A 19,859-nucleotide genomic window follows, 5' to 3' on the forward strand; every position below is an offset into this window, starting at 1 on the left:
GGCAGGGAACGTGACCCGTCTCTACCGGCAGCGCGGGCACGCGGGTGCGGCCCCGGCGTCGTCCTCCCGGGCCCGGCCCCTTGAGGGTCAGCGGGAGACGGGCAGTTCGATCCGCCGCCGCCCCTCGGCGCCGACCAGGAAACGGTAGGCCGCGAGCATGAGGGCGAGCCACACGCCGCCGACGACGAGCGCGGTCCGCCCCGCCTCCGTGAAGGCCAGGATCACGGTCACGAGCGCCATGAACGCGAGCGCCACATAGTTCATCACGGGCCAGCCGGGCAGCTCGAACCCGGCGGTCGGCTCGCCCGCGGCCTTCATCTCGCGCCGCATCCGGTGGTGGCTGAGCAGGATCGAGGCCCACGTGAACACGGTCGCGAAGGTCGCGATCGAGGCGACCACGAGGAACAGCTGGTCCGGGATCCACAGGTAGACGCCGAGCCCGGCCACGAGGCAGACGCCGATGATGGCCACGGGCCACACGGGAACGCCGAAGCGGCTCACCCAGGTGAAGTTGCGCGGGGCATGTCCCTGCTCGGCCAGGCCGTACATCGTGCGGGTCGCGGCGTAGAAGATCGAGTTCATCGCGGACAGCGCGGCCGTCAGCACCACGGCGTTGATCAGGTGCTCCGCGAACGGGATGCCGAGGCCCGCGAAGACCTGCACGAACGGGCTGCCCTCCGAGCCGATCCGGTCCCACGGGAAGAGGCACAGCATGACGCCGAGGGAGAGCACGTAGAAGAGCAGGATGCGGATCGGGACCGTGTTGACGGCCTTCGGGATGGCGGTCTTCGGGTCCCCGGCCTCGCCGGCCGTCATGCCGAGGGTCTCGATGCCGCCGAAGGAGAACACCACGATCCCCAGGCTCATGACGATCCCCCAGACGCCGAACGGGGCGAAGCCGCCGTGCTCGACGAGGTGGTGGACGCCGGGCTCGTAGCCGCCGGTCGTGATGCCGAAGAGGATCAAGTACAGGCCGCCGGCGATCATCGCGATGATCGTGGAGACCTTGACCAGGGTGAACCAGAACTCCAGCTCGCCGAAGACGCTCACGCGCATCAGGTTCAGGCCGCCGATCAGCAGCATCGCGGCGACCATCCACACCCAGCCGGGCGTGTCCGGGAACCACATGCCCATGTACATCGCCACGGCGGTCATGTCCGCGATGGCCACGATGATCATCTCGAACGCGAACGTCCACCCGGTCAGGAAGCCCATGCGCGGTCCCAGATACCGCCCGGCATACTGGGCGAAGGACCCGGCGACGGGGTGCCGCACGGCCATCTCGCCGAGGGCCCGCATCACCACGAACACGGCGCAGCCGGCGATGATGTAGGCGAGAAGCACGGCGGGGCCGGCCGCCTGGATCGTCGCGGAGGAACCGTAGAAGAGGCCGGTGCCGATCGCGGAACCAAGCGCGATGAAGCGGATGTGCCGCAGGGAGAGCCGCCGCTTGAGCTCGGTGTCGTGCTGCGCGGTGGTCGTGGTGCTGGTCATCGTCGTCCTGTGGTGCGGCCGGGGCCGCGAGTCGCTGGTCCTGCGCCTGGTCCGGGGGCCGGCTGGGCCGCTCCGGTGTCGCGCCGCGTCCGCCCGGGGTGCGGCGGAGCAGCGTCAAGTCTCCCACATCGGGCGCGGTGGGCGCTCGCCGTGCCGTGGCCGCCGACCCGCCCAGTTCACGTCAACTCGGCGAGACCATGGATGGCAGGCCAGTTCATGGGGTAGACCCCGTGGCCTCGCCGAGACGACGTGAAGTGGGCAGGGGTGATGGCTTGTGGGCCGGCGAGGCCCGGTGGCAGGGTGGAGGCATGATCGTCGCCTTCTCCGTCGCCCCCAGCTCCTCCTCCCCGGACGGATCGGTGCACGACGCCGTGGCCGCCGCCGTGCGGATCGTCCGCGATTCCGGGCTGCCCCACCGGACGTCCTCGATGTTCACCGAGATCGAGGGGGAGTGGGACGAGGTCATGGACGTGGTCAAACGCGCCACGGAGGCCGTGGGCGCCTTCGGCAGCCGCGTCTCCCTGGTGCTCAAGGCGGACATCAGGCCCGGCCGCACCGGGGAACTCGACGGCAAGATCGAACGCCTCGAGCAGGCCATCAAGGAGCAGGAGCAGTGACATGACCACCACGCCGCAGGACGTCGACCGCTACCTGACCGCCACCGTCGTCGGCGAGGACCCCGCGCTCGCCGAGGGCAAGGCCCGCGCCGTCGAGGCCGGCCTGCCGCAGATCGAGGTCACCGCGGGGCAGGGCAAGCTCCTGCACCTGATCGCCCGCATCCACGGCGCCCGGCGGATCCTGGAGATCGGGACCCTCGGCGGCTACAGCACCACGTGGCTGGCCCGCGCGCTGCCTGAGGACGGCGCGCTGATCACGTGCGAGTTCGAGCCCCGCCACGCGGAGGTCGCCCGGGCGAACCTCGACGCCGCGGGTGTCGGGGACCGCGTGGAGATCCGCCTCGGCGCGGCGCGCGAGACCCTCGCGGCGCTCGCCGCCGAGGGCGCCGAGCCGTTCGACCTGGTCTTCATCGACGCGGACAAGGTCAACAACCCCCACTACATCGAGGGCGCGCTGGCCCTGTCCCGGCCCGGCACCGTGCTGGTCCTGGACAACGTCGTGCGCGGGGGCTCCGTCGTCGTTCCCGGGGACCCGGACACGGAGGACGGCCGCGCCACCAACGGCACGCGCACCGCGCTGGAGCTGCTCGGCGACGATCCGCGCGTCGACGCGACCGCCGTGCAGACCACCGGCTCCAAGGGCTGGGACGGCTTCGCCCTGGCGATCGTCCGCTGAGGCGCCGGCGGGCGCCCGGGGGGCCGAGTAGCCCCGCTGCCCCGGACCGGGCCGCGCGGGCGAGGCCCCGGCGTCGTACGCTGGAGCGCATGAGCACCGAGCCGTACACCGTCCGCCGCGCCACCGCCGAGGACATCCCCGCGACACTCGCCATGAAGCTCGCCGCGTGGCGGGAGGCGTACGCCTCGCAGCGCCCGGAGTCCTTCTTCGCCGCGGAGGAGGCGCGCCGCGAGGCGCAGATCGACTGGTGGACGCGCGGCCTCGCCGCCGGTGCCGAGCTGTGGATCGCGGAGGACGCGGACGGACGCATCGTCGGCTGCTCGGGCGGCGCCCCGGCCCAGGACGACGACGCCGACGCGGGCGTCGAGGTGGAGCTGCAGATGCTCTACGTCCTGGCCGAGGCGTACGGGAGCGGCCTCGGCGAGCGGCTGCTGCGCGCGGCCATCGGTGGGCTCCCGGCGCTGCTCTGGGTACTCGAGGACAACCCGCGGGCCCAGGCGTTCTACCGCAAGCACAGCTTCGAGGCCGACGGCCGGGCCGAGCCGCTCGACGGCCTGTGGAAGGGTCTGAACGAGGTGCGCATGGTGCGCCGGAACCCGCGTGGCTAAGGGCCGGCGCGGTCGGTCGGCCGCGCCCGCGCCCCCGGCCGGAGGGCCCGTGGCGGGCGAGCACCCGATCGACACCGGCACCGCCACCCTGGAACGCGATCCCTACAGCTCCACCGGCTGGCTCCTGAAGGTCAACGGCGTGCCGTCCTCCCACGTGGACCTCGCGGACCCGGGGCGGCTGGACTTCGAATACATGCGCTGGATGGCCGCGCTCATCACCGAGCGCTTCGTCCCCGGGCGGCCGGGGGAGTGGCCTGCACGCCCGCCCCGGGAGGAAGCCGAGCGCGGGGACCCGGGCGCGGATGGCGCCGCGGGGGCCCGGCCGGCCGGGTACGACGCCGGGGTCCGGTTCCTGCGCGCCGCCCACCTGGGCGGGGGAGCCTGCTCGATGGCGCGCTGGATCGCGGCCGAGTACGGCGACGCGCGGCAGCTCGTCGTCGAGCTCGACGGCAGGCTCGCCGAGCTGGTCCGCGGCTGGTTCGACCTCCCGCGCTCCCCGCAGCTGCGCATCCGCGCCGGCGAAGCCGGGGCGGAGCTGGCCCGCATGGCCGATGCCAGCCGGGATCTGGTGATCCGCGACGTCTTCGCGGGGGATCGGACACCCGTGGAGCTGACGGGCGGGGAGTTCACGGCGCAGGCCGCGCGCGTGCTCGATGCCGGGGGACTGTACGTGGTCAATTGCGGCGACGGGCCGGCGCTGGAGAACGCCCGCCGGGAGGCCGGCATGATCGGGTCCGTGTTCCGCCACACGGCGGTGGTCGCCGACGCGGCGATGCTCAAGGGCCGCCGGCGCGGCAACGTGGTCATCGCGGGGTCCGAGGCGCCGATCCCGGGCGGACCGACCCTGCGGCGCGAGCTGCTCGGCGGCGGCGTGCCCGCGCAGTTCTGGGACGACGCGCGGGTCCGCGCGTTCGCGGGCGGCCGCTGACCACCCCTGTTGTTCCGTGGTTCCCGGAGAGGCCATGGCCCGCACGCGGCCGGGGCGATCCGCCGGCTGCGGCGGGAGGTCCGCCGCGCCCGCGGCAGCCCGTGGGCGGACGGCGTCGCGGAAATCCGCTCCGGGCAAGGCGAAGGCCCCAGCCTGGGGGATGGCTGGGGCCTTCTCATCACTCGCACCTCCATGAGGTATCTACGACTCTAGGACGCCCATCTGTGCGCACCCTGTGAGCCGCGTGCGCATTGCCTGCGGACGGGGCGGAATTGCTACCGTGGCCGGGTGAACGAAGGACAGAACGCACCGGATTCCGCGCCCAGCCCCGTCGACGCCCCGGGTCCCCGCACGCAGGAGCTCGCCCACCACCGCGACACCTACCTCTTCGAGGCGGACGCGGACGTCGTGGCCACCGGCACCGACGCGGCCGGCCCCTGGGCGGCCCTGAGCCCCAACATCTTCCACCCCCGCGGAGGCGGGCAGCCCGACGACGCGGCGAGCGTGGACGGGGCGCCCGTGGAGCTCTTCAAGCACGACGCCGGATGGGTCGCCTTCCGCCCCCGGCCCGCCGCGGGAACGGACTCGCCCGCCGAGGGCGAGGTACCGCCGCCCGGCACCCGGGTGCGCGCCGCCGTCGACCCGGAGACCAGGCTGCTGCACGCCGCGCTGCACACGGCCGGGCACCTGATCGGCTTCGTCGGTGAGTCGGTCAACGGCTGGAGCTACACGGGACACAGCCACTTTCCCGGGCAGGCGCGGCTCGACTTCGCCCCGGACGGGCTGCAGGAGCGCTTCGCGACGGAGGAGCTGCGCGCGGGCGAACTCGCCGCCTTCCAGGCGCGACTGGACGCCCTGATCGCCGGGGCCGGCGCCGTGACGGCCACGACCGCCGCCGACGGGCGCCGCACCGTCGAGATCGCGGGCGTCGGTTCCGAGCCCTGCGGCGGCACGCACGTGGACCACGTGGACCGGCTCGCCGCCGTGACCGTCACCGAGATGCGCATCAAGCGCGGCACGCTCAAGGTCAAGTACACGGCCTCGCACCGTCCGCTCTGATCCACGGCCGGCCCCGGCGCGACCCCGTCCGCGGGCCGCTCGGCGGGCGGTTCCGGCGCCTCGGTCCCCCAGTGCCGGGCCACTCGTCCGGGAGTCAGTCGAACGGGCTCGGGGCCTCGCCGAGCAGGAAGTCCTCCGCCTCGGCGACGGCCGTCTGGACGGCGCGTGCCACGAGCCCGACGGCGGGCTGCCGCAGCGTCTCCGGGCGCGCGACCATCCAGTAGGTGAGCCGCTCGGCCACCTCGCCGGGCAGGATCCGCACGAGGTCCGGGTGGCGCGAGGCCATAAAGCACGGCAGCAGGCCGATCCCGCCGCCGGCGCGGGTCGCTTCCACGTGGACGAACACGTTGGTCGAGGTGATCGCGTCCTGCATGCCCGGCAGGATCCGGCGGGGCGTGTCGAGGTCGTCGACCTGCAGCATGGAGTCGATGAAGTACACGAGTGGATGCCCGAGCACCTCGTCCATGGTCCGCGGCATCCCGTGCGCGTCGATCCAGGCCCGCGAGGCGTAGAGGCCGAGCCGGTAGTCGCCGAGCCGCTCGGCCCGCGCGCGGTGGACCTGGGGCCGTCCCACCACGATCTCCAGGTCGAGCCCCGAGCGGATCTGCGAGGCCCGTCGCGTGGCCGCGACGATCTCCACCCGGATGCCGGGGTGACGGCGACGCAGCCGCGCCACCGCGGGGGAGATCACGTAGGCGCTCATCCCGTCCGTGGCACTGAGGCGGACGACGCCGGACGGTCCGGTCCCGCCGTCGTCCGCGCCTTCCAGCCCGCCCAGTGCCGCGGCGATCTGCTCCGCGGCGGCCGCGGCGCGGGCGCCGAGGCCGGTCAGCTCCCAGCCGCCGGCCGTGCGCACGAGCAGGTGCTCGCCGAGCCGCTTCTCGAGCGCGGTGATCCGGCGGGAGACCGTGGTGTGGTTGAGACCGAGCTCGGCCGCGGCCGTGGCGTAGCGGCCGGACTGGGCCACGGCGCGCAGGATGAGGAGGTCGTCGGCGCTGAGGTTCGGTTCCATGGAGTATGCAATTCCGCAGGTTGAAGGTGCCTCTTTGGTCATTGATGTGCAGGAATGCATCACACCATACTCGTCCAGTGGTGTGACGCGCACCACGCACACGTCCCCACAGGAGATGAGATGAGTTCAACGGTGAACAACCACGGCTCCGGCCACCCCGCGCCGGAACCCGGCGCGGCCGGCGGTACCGGGCGCGACGGCTCGAACGGCGGGCTGAAGAAGATCGTCAGCGCCTCGATGGCCGGAACGGTCGTCGAGTGGTACGACTTCTTCCTCTTCGCCTCCGCGGCCGCACTGGTCTTCGGCACCCAGTTCTTCCCGCAGACCGGCAACGCCCTCGACGGCGTGATCGCCGCGTTCCTGACCTACGCGGTGGGCTTCGTCGCCCGGCCGCTCGGCGGAATCGTGTTCGGCCACCTCGGCGACAAGCTCGGCCGCAAGCACACCCTGCAGCTGACGATCATCCTCATCGGCGTCGCCACCGTGCTCATGGGCTGCCTGCCGACCATCCACCAGATCGGCTACCTCGCCCCCGTCCTGCTCGTCGTCCTGCGCTTCGTCCAGGGCCTCGCACTCGGCGGCGAATGGGGCGGCGCCGTGCTCCTCGTCGCCGAGCACTCGCCCAACGAGTCCCGCGGCTTCTGGTCCTCCTGGCCGCAGGCCGCCGTCCCGGTCGGCAACCTCCTGGCGACGCTCGTGCTGTTCGTGATGTCCGCCGTGCTCAGCCAGGAGGCATTCCTCGCGTGGGGCTGGCGCGTGGCGTTCTGGCTCTCGGCCGTCGTCGTCGTGGTCGGCTACTTCATCCGCACGCGCATCAGCGAGGCGCCGATCTTCGAGGAGGCCAAGCGCGAGGTCGAGCAGACGCAGGCCGTCTCCTACGGGCTCGGCGAGGTCGTCCGCAAGTACCCGCGCGGCATCCTCACCGCCATGGGCCTGCGCGTCGCCGAGAACATCCTCTACTACATCGTGGTCAGCTTCTCGATCGTCTACTTGGGCCACATCAAGTTGGACACGCAGCGCATCCTCGGGCTCCTCGCGATCGCCCACGTCGCCCACTTCGTGTTCGTGCCCCTCGCCGGACGGCTCTCGGACATCGTCGGTCGCCGGCCGCTCTACCTCGCGGGTGCCGCGCTCGGCGCCACGTGGGGCTTCTTCGCCTTCCCGATGTTCTCGACGGGCCACGACGTCGCGATCGTGGCCGCGATCATGATCGGCCTCGCCTTCCACGCCCTGATGTACGCGGGGCAGCCGGCGCTCATGGCCGAGATGTTCCCGACCCGGATGCGCTACTCCGGCGTCTCCCTCGACGAGGCGGACCGGGCCGAACGCGAGCGGGCCTCGGCGTGACGGGCCCGGCGGGAACCGTCGAGGAAGCGGCCCCCGGCGCTCGGCCGGTGGCGCCGGGCACGCGGGGCGCGGCTTCCGACGCCGGGGCGGCGGCGGCACCGGCGTCGTCCTGGCCGCTCGCCGGGCGCCGGGCGCTGGTGACGGGGGCGGCGTCGGGGATCGGGCAGGCGGTCGCGGCCGGGCTGCGCGCCCAGGGCGCCGCCGTGACCCTCGCCGACCGGGACGCCGACGGGCTCGAGGCCGCCGCCTCCCGCCTGCGCGGCGCCCCAGGCCCCGGCGACGCCGAGGTGCGGACGTGGACGGTGGACCTCCTGGACACCGACCACGTCGCGCACGCGGCCGTGGACGCCGACATCCTGGTCAACAACGCGGGGATCCAGAAGGTCGCCCCGCTGCACGAGTTCGACCCGGCCGATTTCCGCCGCATCCTCGCGCTCATGCTCGAGGCCCCGTTCCTGCTGGTGCGGGCGGCGCTGCCGGGGATGTACGAGCGCGGCTACGGGCGCGTCATCAACATCTCCTCCGTGCACGGCCTGCGGGCCTCCCCGTACAAGGCGGCGTACGTCTCCGCGAAGCACGGCCTCGAGGGCCTGAGCAAGGTCACGGCCCTCGAGGGCGGGCCGCACGGCGTGACGAGCAACTGCATCAATCCCGGCTACGTGCGCACCCCGCTCGTCGAACGGCAGATCGCCGACCAGGCGGCCGCGCACGGGATCGGAGAGGACGAGGTGCTCGAGAAGGTCATGCTCACCGAGTCCGCCGTCAAGCGGCTCGTCGAGCCGGAGGAGGTCGCCTCGCTCGCCGCGTGGCTGGCCTCCGACCACGCCGCCATGGTGACCGGCGCGAGCTACACCATGGACGGCGGCTGGTCCGCGCGCTAGCCGGCCAGCGCCTGCTCGATCACGCCGATGCCGAAGAACAGCACGAACGCGGCGGCCACCGCCCACATGAGCGGGTGGACCTCCTTGGCGCGGCCCTGGACGGCCCGGATGAACACGTAGGCCACGAACCCGGCGCCGATGCCGTTGGCGATCGAGTACGTGAACGGCATCAGGGTGAACGTCAGGAACGCCGGGAGCGCAAGGCCCCAGTCGGACCAGTCGATCTTCGTGACCTGCGTGATCATCATGAAGCCCACGACGACGAGCGCGGGGGCGACGGCCTCGAAGGGCACGAGGTAGATGAGCGGGGTCAGGAACATCGCGGCGATGAACAGCACGCCCGTGACGATCGCCGAGAAGCCCGTGCGGGCGCCCTCGCCGATGCCCGCGCCGGACTCGACGTAGATCTGGTTGGAGGACACGGACGCGCCGCCGCCGGCGATCGCGCCGAGGGAATCGACGAGCAGGACGCGGTCCACGTTGGGGATGTTCCCGTCCTGGTCGACCGTGCCGGCCTCGTTCGCGAGGCCCACCATGGTGCCCATCGCGTCGAAGAAGATGGACAGCAGGATCACGAACGCGAGCAGGAGCGCGGCGGTCACGCCGAGGTGCTGGAAGGGTCCGACGACGTTGGCCTGGCCGATGAGGCTCAGGTCCGGCGCCTGCCAGCTCGGCAGGGAGGGCACGACGAGCGACCAGCCGAGCGGGTTGGCCGTGGTGCCGTCCCAGCTGGGGCCGATCTTGAAGGCCCACTCGAGGAGGTTGGCGAGGACGGAGGCCACGACGATCCCGATGAGGATGGCGCCGCGGACCTTGCGGATCACGAGGGCGATCGTCAGGAGCAGGCCGACGACGAACACGAGGGTCGGCCAGCCGATCAGCTCTCCGTCGAAGCCCAGCCCGACCGGGACCGTGGTGCCGGCGGCGTCCGGGATGCGCCGCACGAACCCGGCATTGACCAGGCCGATGAGGGCGATGAACATGCCGATGCCCACCACGATCGCCGTCTTCAGGCTCGGCGGTACGGCGTTGAAGACGGCCGTCCGGAAGCCCGTGAGCACGAGGATCATCATCGTGATGCCGGAGACCACGACCAGGCCCATCACGTCCGGCCACGTCAGCCCGGGGTTCGTGGCGACGGTGATCGCGACGAACGCGTTGACGCCGAGCCCCGTGGCCATGGCGAACGGGTGCTTGGCCCACGCGCCCATGAGGATCGTCATGATCCCGGCGACGAGCGCTGTGACGGCGGCGACGCGCTCGATCCCGAGCGTGTTCCCGGCCGAGTCCGCGCCGGAGAGGATGAGCGGGTTCAGCACCACGATGTAGCTCATGGCGAAGAACGTGGCGAAGCCGCCGCGGATCTCGCGGGAGTAGGTGGAGCCGCGCTCGGTGATCTTGAAGTAGCGGTCCAGGACGCCGGCGGCGGGGCGGGTGATGGTTTCCTGTGGGGACATGGGCAGAATCTTATCGGCCGGAGCCGGAGGCAATGGACCGGCGCGTGGGTAGGGTGAACAATAGTGGCAAGGACCACGCAGATCCGACGCAAAGGAGCGGTCACCATGAGTGAAGAAGGCGTTCACCAGGACATCCCCCCGGCCGACGGGATCGTCGTCGGCGTCGACGGGTCCGAGCCGGGCAACTGCGCCCTGAAATGGGCCGCGGCCGAGGCCGGGAGGCGCGGGGTCCCCCTGAACATCGTCACGGCCTACACCATCCCCGTCTTCGCGGCGTCCAGCATGGACGCCGGCTACGCGGCGCTCGACGACCAGGTGATCCGCGACGGCGCCCGCGAGGTCGTCGACCAGGCGCGCTCGCTCGTCGCCGATCCCGACGTCGAGGTCCGCACGCGCGTCGAGTCCGGGGACCCGGCCGGCGTGCTGCTGGACCTGAGCACCGAGGCGGACCTCGTCGTCGTCGGCACGCGCGGACGCGGCGGCTTCGTCGGGCGCCTCCTGGGCTCCGTCAGCTCGGCGCTGCCGGCCCACGCGAAGTGCCCGACCGTCGTCGTCCCGCTGTGCGTCAAGGACCGGGACGAGGGCTCGCCCGCGGTCCGCGACCTCGTCGTGGTCGGGGTCGACGGCTCCGAGCGGGCCCGCCTCGCCGTGCTCGTCGCCGCGGAGCAGGCCACGGCCCGGGGCATCGGCCTGCGCGTCGTGTGCGCGCTCCCGCCGATCAGCGGCTCGCTGGCGTGGATGCCGGCGACCGTTGACCAGGAGGCGCTGCAGCACGACGTCCGCCGCCAGCTCGCCGCCGGGGCCCGATGGCTCGCGAGCCACTTCCCCGAGCTGCACATCGAGACGGACGTCCTCGAGGGCCCGCCGATCGAGGTCCTGGTCCGCGAATCGGAGACCGCGCGGCTTATGGTCACCGGTTCCCGCGGCCGCGGCGGATTCGCCGGCATGCTCCTCGGATCCACGAGCCAGGGCGTGCTGCACCATGCGCGCGGTCCCGTCATGGTCGTCCCGGACCGCGAGGACCCGCGGCTCGCCGACCGCGCCACGTTCGACGAGCCGGACGCCGCCTGAGTCCTCAGGACCAACGCGTGGGCGGATCGGGCGATCGGCCGCCGCTCGCGGCCGCCTGATCCGCCCACGCGTTGACCCGGCGGGCGGCACCCGGAGCGCCCCGCGGGGGAAGCGGTACGACGACGGGGCCCCACCCGGGTGGGGCCCCGTCGTCGTACCGTCAGGGCCGGGATCGCGGCAGCGGCCCTAGTAGCGCGCCCCGTAGGCGTAGAGGTTGTTGACCCAGCTCAGCGGGGTGACCGAGATGCCCGCGGAGGGGTTCCGGGCGTGGACCACCTGGCCGTTGCCCAGGTAGATCGCCACGTGGTAGAACGACGCCCCGCCGTTGCTCGAGGAGAACACCAGGTCGCCGCGCTTGAGCTGATTCAGCGGGACCTTGGTCGGAGCGCTGAAGTACTGCTGGGTCGAGGTCCGCGGCAGGGACAGGCCGCCCTTGGCGTAGGCGGTGCGGGTGAAGGCCGAGCAGTCGAAGAGCGTCGGGCCGTTGCCGCCGTAGAGGTATCCGTAGGAGTCGTCGGCCGCGATCTTCTGCGCCCACGAGATCGCCGGCTCGACGACGGAGGACGGCATGCCGGGGCCGGGGTTCGGTGCCGGCGGGGGCGTGGGAGTCGGCGTCGGGGTGGGCTTCGGCGCGGGGGCCGGGGTGCTCGGGGCCGGCGTCGGCGTCGGGGTCGGCGTGGGCGTCGGTCGCGGTGCCTGCGTCGTGGGGGCCGGAGTCGGCGTCGGCGTGGGGCGCGGTGCCTGCGTCGAGGGGGCGGGCGCGGGGGCCTGCGTCGTCGGCGCGGGGGTGGGGCGCGGGGCCGGGGCCTGGGTGGTCGGCGCGGAGGTGGGCTGCGCGGCCGGGGTGCTCGGCGCGGCCGGTGCCGGGACGGGCTCCGGGCGCTCGGGGGCGACGGGGCGGAGGTCGTTCGCGACGGGGACGGCGTCCGGCACCGCGGCCGGCGCCTGGGGCAGGCCGGAGTCGGTGGACGACGACGGGGCCTGGGCGGGCGCCCCGGGGTTCGCGGCCAGCGCGGCGGCGAGGGCCTCCTCGCGGGCCTGCTGCTCCCGGGCCTCGATGCGGCTGCGCTCCTCGGCGACGCTCGAGTCCCTCAGGAAGGCGAGGTGTTCGAGGAGCTCGGCGCGCACGGACTGCTGCGCGGACAGGCGCTCCTCGTAGGCGGTGCGGCTGCGCTCGGCCGCGGCGAGCGCCTCGCGCGTCGAGCCCGCGGCCTCGGCGGCGGCGGCCTCCGCGGCCGCGGCGTAGTTCTGCCACTCGGCCCACAGCGAGGCGGCCTGCTGGGCCGTGGTGAGGGTGCGGGAGCGGTTGGCGGCCAGTGCGTTCATCGTGGCGGCCTTGTAGAGGACGTCGTTGCCTTCGCCCTGGGACAGCAGGGACGTGACGCCGGGGTTGATGCCGCCGTTGCGGTAGAGGTCGCCCGCGAGCTGGCTGAGCTGGACCTTGACCGCTTCGTAGTATTCGGTGGCCTTCGCGGCCTGGGCCCGGGCGTCGGCGGCGGTCGCGTTGCGGGCCGCGAGGGCTTCCTCGGCGGCGGTCGCGGCGTCGAGCCCCTCGAGGGCGGAGGTCTCGGCGGCCAGGAGCTCCGAGGCGTCGTCGGCGATGAGGGCCTCGATCTGCGAGACCATCTGCTGGAGCCGGGCCGGGTCCTCCTTGGCGGCCTCGACCTCGGCGCGGCTCGGCAGGCCGGATGGGGGGGAAGCGGGGAGGAACGTTCCCGGGCCGGCCTCGGCGGCGGGGGCCGCGGGGGTCGCGTGGGCGGGGATCGCGGAGAAGACGGTTCCGCCGATCAGCGCCGCGGCGCAGAGCGCGGCCCCCAGGGTCTGCCGCTGGGCCATGTGAATCCTCACTGCAAGGAGCGAATGGGCCGTGGCCGCGCGCCGGGCCGGCGCGGAAGGTCACGGAAAGGTGTAGCTCCCGTTGAGAATAGGTGACCAATTGCAACAATGGCAACACGAGTCACAACGTCATCATAAATCACATGAGTGTCATTCCGTACGGAAACGGCGCGCGTGTCGCACGGGCCCCAGGGGACGACGCCGGGGCCCAGACGCCCGCGGGAGGGCTCCGCGGGTGCGGGAGGGCGCGGGCGCGACTAGTCGTGGCTCGCGGGCTCGTGGCGCGCGTGGCCCTCGGGCTCGAGCTGGAAGGTGCTGTGCTCGGTGTCGAAGTGGTCTCCGAGGCATTCCAGGAGGGTGTCGAGCACCTCGTGGGCGCGCTGCGGGGTGAAGGCGTCGGCGGTGAGCGTGACGTGGGCGGAGCAGACCGGCTGCCCGGAGGTGATGGTCCAGGCGTGCAGGTCGTGGACGTCGACGACGCCGTCGATCTCCAGGATGTGGCGGCGCACCTCGTCGAGGTCGACGCCGCGGGGGGTGGCCTCGAGCAGCACGTCGACGACCTCGCGGAGCAGCGACCAGGCCCGCGGCAGGATCATGAGGGCGATCACCATGGAGGCGATCGGGTCGGCGATGGTCTGCCCCGTGAAGAGGATGACGAGCCCGGCGGCGACGACGGCGGCCGAGCCGAGCAGGTCGCCAAGGACCTCGAGGTAGGCGCCGCGGAGGTTGAGGCTGTCCTTGCGCCCGGAGTGCAGGATCAGCAGGCATGCGAGGTTCGCTACGCCGCCGACCACGGCGGCGAGCAGCATCGCCGGCGTCTCGATGTCGGGGGCGTCGCCGAAGCGGCGGACGGCCTCGATGAAGATCACGATCGCGATCACCGACAGGGCCACGGCGTTGGCCAGCGCGGCCAGGACCTCGGCGCGCTGCCAGCCGAAGGTCCGCTTGGACGTCGCGGGACGGGTGGCGATCCACGCGGCGAAGAGCGCGATGCTCACGCCGGCCGCATCGGAGAGCATGTGCCCGGCGTCGGCGAGGAGCGACAGCGAGCCGGAGACGGCGGCGCCGATGAGCTGGACGACGACGCCCGTCAGGGTGATGGCGACGACGAGCGCGAGCCGCTTGCGGTGCCGCCCCGTGGCGGTGCCGTTGGCGCCGAGTCCGTGCGAATGCCCCGCGTGGTCGTGCCCCATCAGCCCCAGCCCAGCTCGTGCAGCGTGGCGTCGTCGATGCCGAAATGGTGGGCGATCTCGTGCACCACGGTGATGCCGACCTCCTCGACGACGTCCTCGTGGGTCTCGCAGATCTCGAGGATGGAGTCCTTGAAGACGATGATCCTGTCCGGCATCGCGCCGGCCGCCCAGTTGTGGTCGCGCTCCGTGAGGGGAATGCCGTCGTAGAGGCCCAGCAGGACGGTGTCGGGGTCCTCGTGGGGGAGCGGCTCGTAGCGGTCCTCGATGAAGATGGCGACGTTGTCCATCATGTCCCGCAGGCGCGCGGGGATCTCGTCGAGGGCCTCGACCACGGCCGCCTCGAAGGCGTCCTCGCTCATCTCGAAGGGCATGGAACGACTCTACCCACGGGGGAGGCCGCCGCGCCCAGATGTGTCCAGGGCCACGGCCGTCGGCCGCCGCGCGTTGTGCCGGGGCATCCCGGCGGGCCGTTTGGCCCGGGCGCGAGCGTACCCTATAGTTGTTCAGGTCCACTGCGCGGGAGCGATCCCGCGTTGCGTTCTGGCCCCCATCGTCTAGTGGCCTAGGACACCGCCCTTTCACGGCGGCGACACGGGTTCGAATCCCGTTGGGGGTACGGCAAGGCCGATTTCACAAGCGGGGATTTCCTCTGCTAGAGTTTAGGTCTTGTGAGCGGGAGTAGATCCCGCAAACACCTGGCCCTGTAGCGCAGTTGGTTAGCGCGCCGCCCTGTCACGGCGGAGGTCGCGGGTTCAAGTCCCGTCAGGGTCGCTCTGATTTTCCGGTTGCCGGGAGGTCACGGTGATCATCGCCAGATGATGCCAGGCTCTGTAGCTCAGTTGGTAGAGCGTTCGACTGAAAATCGAAAGGTCACCGGATCGACGCCGGTCGGAGCCACTGAAACCCCGCGTAGCTTCTACATCGCGGGGTTTCTTCATGTCTAACAGTCGGGCGGTCCGCATAAACTCCGCACTTTCAAATCAGGCCCTCGAGCTGTTGCTGCATGACGGCGCCGGCTCTGGCATCACCCTTGAGCGTGTTCATGTAGACATCCTGGGTCATCGACGGTTTCGCATGGCCGAGGAAAGCTGCGACCTCTGCGGCTGACATCCCCGCGCGATCGAGCATCGTCGCCGCTGTCTTGCGGAACGTGTGAGTCGACAGATCTGGGTACCCGATCGAGTCGCGGATGTCCCTGAGCTCCCTTTGTGTATTTGAGGGATCTCGCAGACGCATCAGGACGGTAGGGAATAACAATGTCGTGTACTCACGGAGACGTTCGTGCCGGATTCTCAGAAGGTCCATCGTTGGCTCGGGCAGGGGAGTAACTCGCCATGCGGCCTCGGTCTTAGGGACCGGTTGCCGGACGATCCCTCTGCCCTTGATCCGAACATTCGTGGCTACGACCTCGGCGGTGCCGGCGCCGAAGTCGATGGAGGAGGCGTCGAGGGCGCACGCTTCTCCCACTCGCCAACCCGATGCGAGCATGAAGTCGAACAACTCGACGGTGTCCTGTTCGATCAGACTGGGTGCCGCACGTAGCTTGCCCATGAGACCGGGGAGGGTCAAGTCCCTTGGAGTGGTGTAGTGCTGCGTGACCCTCTCGGGGTTCAGGCGGTCAGTGCGGGGAGGTCCTCCTTGTCGATGTCGGTGCCGCCGGTGGCGACGATGGTGAGGCGGGACTTGGCGAGGATGTCGAGTCCGAGGTAGCGGCGTCCTTCGGCCCATTCGTCGGTCTGCTCGGCCAGGACAGCTCCGACGAGACGGATGATCGCGTCGCGGTTGGGGAAGATCCCGACGCTGTCGGTGCGACGGCGGATCTCGCGGTTGAGGCGCTCGTTGGGGTTGTTCGACCAGATCTGCTGCCACAGTCCTTCGGGGAAGCTGGTGAACGCGAGGATGTCCTCACGTGCGGCGGCGAGGTGCTCGGCGACGTCGGGCAGCTTGTCGTCGACGTAGTCGATGAGCCGGTCGAACTGCGCCGCGACCGCTGGTGCGTCGGGCTGGTCGTAGACGCTGTGGAGCATCGCCTTGACCGCCGGCCACATGCTCTTGGGGGTCACGGACATGAGGTTCGCGGCGTAGTGGGTGCGGCACCGCTGCCAGGCGGCTCCGGGCAGGTTCGCTGCGACCGCGTCCTTCAACCCGGGGTGGGCATCGGAGGTGACGAGCCGGACGCCGGCCAGGCCGCGGGCGACGAGGTCGGCGAAGAACTCGTTCCAGGCCGGTCCGGTCTCACTGGTGGCGATCCGCAGGCCGAGGACCTCGCGGCGACCGTCAGCGTTGACGCCGGTCGCGACCAACGCGACCGTCGAGACGACTCGGCCGCCTTCGCGGACCCTCATCGTCAACGCGTCCGCGGCGACGAACGTGAACGGGCCAGCCTCGTCGAGGGGCCGGTGGCGGAACTCCGCGACGAGCTGGTCCAGATCGGCGGCCATGCGCGAGACCTGCGACTTCGACAGGCTGTTGATGCCCAACGTCTTGACGAGCTTGTCCATCCGGCGCGTGCTGACGCCGGCGAGGTAGCAGTCAGCGACGACGGTGATCAGAGCGGTCTCGGCCCTCTTGCGGCGTTCGAGCAGCCACTCGGGAAAGTAGGACCCCTGTCGTAGCTTCGGGATGGCGACGTCGATCGTGCCGACCCTGGTGTCCAACGGGCGGTGCCGGTAGCCGTTGCGCTGCGCCGTCCGGTCCGGGCCGGGCCGGCCGTACTCGGCGCCGACCACGGCGTCGGCGTCGGCCGAGAGCAGGGCGTTAATCATCGTCTGCAGCAGCGAACGCATCAGATCGGGGCTGGCCTCGGCGAGGGCTTCGCCAAGCAGCCCAGCAGGGTCGACAATGTGTGGAGCGGTCATCGTGTGTCCTTCTTCGAGTCGGTTGTGAGAGATCACTCGAAGGATCACGCGGTGGCCGCGTCCACGTCCACACCAGGGACGAACTCGACGACCGCGCTACACCACTATGCGGGACTCAACTCCGGGGAGCTCTTCAAGCGCGATTGCGGAGGCCCCCTTCTTGCCCTTGGGTTGGGTGATGCGTTCAAGGTCGCGGATCGGGTTCCGCGCGATTGCGCCGCTGCGCACCGCGAGGGCCATCATTCCGCTGAGGGTCGAGCGGCAATTCTTGGCCGCACCATGCCCGGCCTCGCGGTGCACAGTAGTCAGGAACTTCTGCAACTTATCGGGCTTCGCTTCGGCGACGGCGAGATCGCCGATTCGCGGCGTGATGTGCGCGGTCACGGCGTATCCATACGTCTCAATAGTTCCCTCGGATCGGCCAAGATCCCGCCGATCCTCCAAAAACCTCTGCCCGAGGACCTTCAAGGTCGTTGTGGCCTTAAGCTCGCCGCCTCTACTGTCCTCGATCCTGAGAAGAGACTGTTTCAGCATGGATACGGCTTTTGCGCGGGTCGGAGCGACCTTCTGGATTTGACGGGCCTTGCCGTCTGAGGATCGATAGCGTGCTCGGGCCCGCCACTTGCCAGGGTGGATTTCAACCGTGTTGATGGCGCCGTAGGTGCCAATCTCCAGCCTTGGACGAGCCATCAAAGGCGGTCCAAGGCTGATCGCATTTCGGCGACCAGCACACGGGTAACGCGGCCGCGGGCCTGCGGCGTGCTGTCATTGCCAGCCCGTCTTGCAGACTCATCTTCCAGTGAACGTGTCCACAGGGTCTGCGCCAACTGCTGCAGTCGGGCGGTACCTACACCCAACTTCTTGGCTGCCCGCTTCTCGGCCTGGCTGCCCTCAGGACTTCCGAAGGGGAGTGGTTGTCCCGCCTCAGGTGGCATCTGGGATTGTTCGAGAAGATGGTCGAATGCTCGGTTTCGCTCGGCGGGTGTCAGCGCCTTGGACCCCTGCTCCTTGGTCCTTCGAATGACTTCTTCTTCGAGGGCCTCGTCGAATCCCTCAAGGGCATCGATATTCGACTGGTCTCGACTAATGGCAGGCGAAACGACCTCCTGACCATTCAAAGCAGCGTCGACCCATGCGCGGCTGGCAAGGGAGCGCTCATCGGGCCCAAGGGCAAGGACTTCAGCAGAGCCAAGTAAGTCCGAGAGTGTCTGCGGCCTTCCGAGCAGGTCGCCACAAGCCCATGCCAGGAACAGCAAAGTAGGGAGGGTCAGCGAGGCTTGCCCCCGCTCGATGTTGCTTACGCTGCTCGCACTCCACGTCGCCCCATGCGCACGGGCCGCACCGGCCACCTGATCCAACGTAAGTCCGTGCTCCTTACGCATGCGGGCCACGTACGCGCCGACGGCTTCGGAGATCGTCTGAGGATTCGTCATGTCTTCAGGATACAAAACTTGTAGATGGCTGTGCAAGCTGATAGTTTCAGGTTACAGAATCCAGAACCTGTAAGTCGCGAGAGGATGACATGACTATCCAGTTCGATTCGATTCCGAAGGTGTTTGAGCCGACCCCGAAGTCACTGCTGACTGCGCAAGACCTGTCTGCCCAGATTGGCTGGTCGGTGTCGACGATCTATCGAAAGCGCTCACTCGGGGAACCAATGCCCAGGGCGCTGAAGATCGGCGGACACGTTCGATGGCGCCAGGCGGACATTGATGCCTGGGTCGAAGAGCAGCTTGAGGAGCAGTGAACAGACAAGGGCCAGCCGGGGGTGCTCAGAAGAACGAACTGGGCACCCTGCGTTCGGCTGGGAGCTCGACAATCACGCGTTCAAGGCAACGAAGAGAAGCCGAGGCGTGGTTGGCCTGAGCCCTGCGCTGGAAGCCATCGGCGGCATTGTCCAGTACATCCGACCGACCATCTCTGGTCCGTCTGCCAGCTCCGATTCTGAGTCGGATCCGATGAGAAGTTCTCCTCATGACGACCCAAAGGAGCGTCTTCTGCGACCGCCGCGATGTCGGATCTCTGGCCTGAATGGGTGAGGTCGAAACCGCATTCCAAGCAACAACTCGAAGTAACGAAAGGAACCCGCCATGAGCGAGTACAACCAGAACGACGACAGGCAATTCGAGACCGCAACGGTCGGCATCGCAGGAGCCGCGCCGACTATGCCGAGGCGACCTGCCACAGTGACGAAGCGTCGGAAGTCGAAGACTGAAAAGGAGCTCTACGTAGAAGCAGAGGAGCGCGCCGCCTCACTTCGGGAAAGGCTCCTTGCTAGGCGCTCGAAGAACCGTGACGAACTGGTCGAAGACCTCTACCGAAGGTTCCGAATTGGTGCGATCGACGGCGACCTCGATGAAGCTGACCGAATCGCTCAGTTACGGGCGCAGCTCAGTGCTTCGTGGGTCGACGGACACTCGGAGTCGAACTAGTGCGAGCATTCGGACGGGCGCAACTGCATCGTTGCGAGCCAATTTCGGCGACACAAGTCGGTTCTCGGGGGTGGATCGAAGGAGGGGGCAGCGCACCCTCCTCGCAAGCAAAGGACCGAACTCGGAGCGTCAGCGAGGGGTTCGGTGCGGCCCGACCAAACGTTCGAGCGAAGCGAGAAAAGTTTACGGTCGGGTTGCTTGCCAGTCGGTTGGTACCTGAGGTCCACGGGGATGCGTCAATGACACACATCCTCAGGGGGCAACCGGCTTGGAGGGGCCAGTGAGCGAGGAACGAGCGAACAACAAGCGCCCGACCAGCGGGGTAACCGTAGCGCCAGCGGAGGGTGCCCCGCTTCCGCATGTGAGTCGTCGCGCAAGCGACGGCGAGAG

General features: G+C 70.2%; 20 protein-coding genes and 3 tRNA genes. 13 read left to right on the top strand and 10 right to left on the bottom strand.

Going from position 1 to position 19,859, the window contains the following annotated elements:
• Positions 1-87: 87 nt before the first annotated feature.
• On the bottom strand, positions 88-1,494 hold the full coding sequence (locus AC0QR5_RS13015) for an amino acid permease (protein ID WP_329862941.1): 1,407 nt from the start codon (positions 1,492-1,494) through the stop codon (positions 88-90).
• A 308-nt stretch (positions 1,495-1,802) separates the two neighbouring features.
• Here AC0QR5_RS13015 and AC0QR5_RS13020 point away from each other — a divergent pair, with 308 nt between their 5' ends.
• From AC0QR5_RS13020 to AC0QR5_RS13040, 5 genes are all read left to right on the top strand, one after another.
• Positions 1,803-2,111, top strand: a complete 309-nt coding sequence (locus AC0QR5_RS13020) for a thiamine-binding protein (RefSeq protein WP_329862943.1) — start codon at positions 1,803-1,805, stop codon at positions 2,109-2,111.
• A 1-nt stretch (position 2,112) separates the two neighbouring features.
• A complete protein-coding gene (locus tag AC0QR5_RS13025; protein ID WP_329862945.1) occupies positions 2,113-2,787 on the top strand; it encodes an O-methyltransferase in 675 nt (224 codons plus the stop codon).
• Between the two features lie 89 nt (positions 2,788-2,876).
• Entirely contained in the window at positions 2,877-3,395 is a 519-nt protein-coding gene (locus AC0QR5_RS13030; RefSeq protein ID WP_329862947.1) for a GNAT family N-acetyltransferase, read from the top strand.
• A 49-nt stretch (positions 3,396-3,444) separates the two neighbouring features.
• Positions 3,445-4,323, top strand: coding sequence for a spermidine synthase (locus AC0QR5_RS13035; RefSeq protein WP_430970753.1), 879 nt, complete (start codon positions 3,445-3,447; stop codon positions 4,321-4,323).
• A gap of 288 nt (positions 4,324-4,611) precedes the next feature.
• Entirely contained in the window at positions 4,612-5,382 is a 771-nt protein-coding gene (locus AC0QR5_RS13040) for an alanyl-tRNA editing protein (protein WP_329862950.1), read from the top strand.
• Between the two features lie 94 nt (positions 5,383-5,476).
• Here AC0QR5_RS13040 and AC0QR5_RS13045 read toward each other — a convergent pair whose 3' ends face one another.
• Positions 5,477-6,394 (bottom strand): LysR family transcriptional regulator, encoded by a 918-nt coding sequence (locus AC0QR5_RS13045; protein WP_329862952.1) that lies wholly within the window; start codon positions 6,392-6,394, stop codon positions 5,477-5,479.
• A 120-nt stretch (positions 6,395-6,514) separates the two neighbouring features.
• On the opposite strand from AC0QR5_RS13045, the gene AC0QR5_RS13050 reads away from it, so the two are divergent.
• Complete coding sequence (locus tag AC0QR5_RS13050) at positions 6,515-7,741, top strand: MFS transporter (RefSeq protein ID WP_329862954.1); 1,227 nt, start codon at positions 6,515-6,517, stop codon at positions 7,739-7,741.
• A 134-nt stretch (positions 7,742-7,875) separates the two neighbouring features.
• Complete coding sequence (locus tag AC0QR5_RS13055) at positions 7,876-8,622, top strand: 3-hydroxybutyrate dehydrogenase (protein ID WP_475372530.1); 747 nt, start codon at positions 7,876-7,878, stop codon at positions 8,620-8,622.
• Here the strand turns inward: AC0QR5_RS13055 and AC0QR5_RS13060 are convergent.
• Entirely contained in the window at positions 8,619-10,079 is a 1,461-nt protein-coding gene (locus AC0QR5_RS13060) for an NCS2 family permease (RefSeq protein WP_329862958.1), read from the bottom strand. The genes AC0QR5_RS13055 and AC0QR5_RS13060 overlap by 4 nt on opposite strands.
• 105 nt (positions 10,080-10,184) lie before the next feature.
• Between AC0QR5_RS13060 and AC0QR5_RS13065 the strand changes: the two genes are divergently transcribed.
• The gene (locus AC0QR5_RS13065) at positions 10,185-11,150 is read left to right on the top strand and encodes a universal stress protein (RefSeq protein WP_329862960.1); all 966 of its coding nucleotides are present in this window, start codon (positions 10,185-10,187) and stop codon (positions 11,148-11,150) included.
• A 186-nt stretch (positions 11,151-11,336) separates the two neighbouring features.
• Here AC0QR5_RS13065 and AC0QR5_RS13070 read toward each other — a convergent pair whose 3' ends face one another.
• The 3 genes from AC0QR5_RS13070 to AC0QR5_RS13080 all read right to left on the bottom strand — a co-directional run bounded on the left by AC0QR5_RS13070 (position 11,337) and on the right by AC0QR5_RS13080 (position 14,550).
• On the bottom strand, positions 11,337-12,986 hold the full coding sequence (locus tag AC0QR5_RS13070; RefSeq protein ID WP_329862962.1) for a C40 family peptidase: 1,650 nt from the start codon (positions 12,984-12,986) through the stop codon (positions 11,337-11,339).
• A 257-nt stretch (positions 12,987-13,243) separates the two neighbouring features.
• On the bottom strand, positions 13,244-14,179 hold the full coding sequence (locus AC0QR5_RS13075; protein WP_329862963.1) for a cation diffusion facilitator family transporter: 936 nt from the start codon (positions 14,177-14,179) through the stop codon (positions 13,244-13,246).
• Positions 14,179-14,550 carry a metallopeptidase family protein gene (locus AC0QR5_RS13080; protein ID WP_329862965.1) on the bottom strand — a complete coding sequence of 124 codons (372 nt, stop codon included), beginning with the start codon at positions 14,548-14,550 and terminating at the stop codon, positions 14,179-14,181. Before AC0QR5_RS13080 ends, AC0QR5_RS13075 begins: the two co-directional genes overlap by 1 nt.
• 172 nt (positions 14,551-14,722) lie before the next feature.
• Between AC0QR5_RS13080 and AC0QR5_RS13085 the strand changes: the two genes are divergently transcribed.
• The 3 genes from AC0QR5_RS13085 (at position 14,723) to AC0QR5_RS13095 (ending at position 15,076) form a co-directional block, all read left to right on the top strand.
• A tRNA-Glu gene (locus tag AC0QR5_RS13085) sits at positions 14,723-14,795 on the top strand.
• Between the two features lie 81 nt (positions 14,796-14,876).
• A tRNA-Asp gene (locus tag AC0QR5_RS13090) sits at positions 14,877-14,950 on the top strand.
• Positions 14,951-15,003: 53 nt separating this feature from the next.
• Positions 15,004-15,076, top strand: a tRNA-Phe gene (locus AC0QR5_RS13095).
• Positions 15,077-15,154: 78 nt separating this feature from the next.
• On the opposite strand, the gene AC0QR5_RS13100 is transcribed toward AC0QR5_RS13095, so the two are convergent.
• The 4 genes from AC0QR5_RS13100 to AC0QR5_RS13115 form a co-directional block, all read right to left on the bottom strand.
• Positions 15,155-15,730 (bottom strand): site-specific integrase, encoded by a 576-nt coding sequence (locus tag AC0QR5_RS13100; RefSeq protein ID WP_329862966.1) that lies wholly within the window; start codon positions 15,728-15,730, stop codon positions 15,155-15,157.
• Between the two features lie 59 nt (positions 15,731-15,789).
• Positions 15,790-17,037 (bottom strand): IS256 family transposase, encoded by a 1,248-nt coding sequence (locus tag AC0QR5_RS13105; RefSeq protein ID WP_329864253.1) that lies wholly within the window; start codon positions 17,035-17,037, stop codon positions 15,790-15,792.
• Positions 17,038-17,133: 96 nt separating this feature from the next.
• Positions 17,134-17,727: a phage integrase central domain-containing protein gene (locus AC0QR5_RS13110; RefSeq protein WP_430970784.1), complete on the bottom strand. Its 594-nt coding sequence runs from the start codon at positions 17,725-17,727 to the stop codon at positions 17,134-17,136.
• A complete protein-coding gene (locus tag AC0QR5_RS13115; protein WP_329864257.1) occupies positions 17,727-18,470 on the bottom strand; it encodes a helix-turn-helix domain-containing protein in 744 nt (247 codons plus the stop codon). The genes AC0QR5_RS13110 and AC0QR5_RS13115 overlap by 1 nt, the downstream gene beginning before the upstream one ends.
• Before the next feature lie 89 nt (positions 18,471-18,559).
• Here AC0QR5_RS13115 and AC0QR5_RS13120 point away from each other — a divergent pair, with 89 nt between their 5' ends.
• Together AC0QR5_RS13120 and AC0QR5_RS13125 are read left to right on the top strand one after the other, a co-directional pair.
• Entirely contained in the window at positions 18,560-18,784 is a 225-nt protein-coding gene (locus AC0QR5_RS13120; RefSeq protein ID WP_329864258.1) for a helix-turn-helix transcriptional regulator, read from the top strand.
• A 343-nt stretch (positions 18,785-19,127) separates the two neighbouring features.
• Complete coding sequence (locus AC0QR5_RS13125; RefSeq protein WP_329864260.1) at positions 19,128-19,469, top strand: hypothetical protein; 342 nt, start codon at positions 19,128-19,130, stop codon at positions 19,467-19,469.
• The last annotated feature ends 390 nt before the right edge of the window (positions 19,470-19,859 follow it).

The organism is Arthrobacter sp. J156 (genome assembly GCF_056172865.1).